At 43.9% G+C, this 351-nt stretch carries 1 protein-coding gene; it reads right to left on the bottom strand.

Annotation, left to right across the window (positions count from 1 at the left end):
- Positions 1-351 (bottom strand): YeeE/YedE thiosulfate transporter family protein (locus AB4512_RS24930; RefSeq protein ID WP_372176144.1); only part of this gene is annotated, 351 nt, incomplete at both ends.

A 351-nucleotide genomic window follows, 5' to 3' on the forward strand; every position in this document is an offset into this window, starting at 1 on the left:
CTTGGCGTCCAGTGAGGTTCATAAAGGAATACAAAACCTGCCGTTAAGCCAATTCCCAGCATTGATAACCATAACTTACGATTTACCGCATTCATGAAATAGCAACTCACCACAATAATGAGCGAAATACTCCCAAGAAATGCATATCGGGAAAAATCAGATAAAACCAACCGAGATCCTTTTAACTCAGTAGGCAAAACGGGAGCAAACAACAGCCAAGCAACGAACCACCCTAATATGGTCGCCAACATAACCACTTCGCCACGAGCTAAACGGCTAACCGTCGAAACTCCGCAACCACTATTAATTGCCGCGCCAATACCAAACAGAAAACCACCAAACAGAGAAAAC

The organism is Vibrio sp. 10N.222.52.B7 (assembly GCF_041474275.1).
In the GTDB taxonomy this organism is placed as follows: Bacteria; Pseudomonadota; Gammaproteobacteria; order Enterobacterales; family Vibrionaceae; genus Vibrio; species Vibrio crassostreae_C.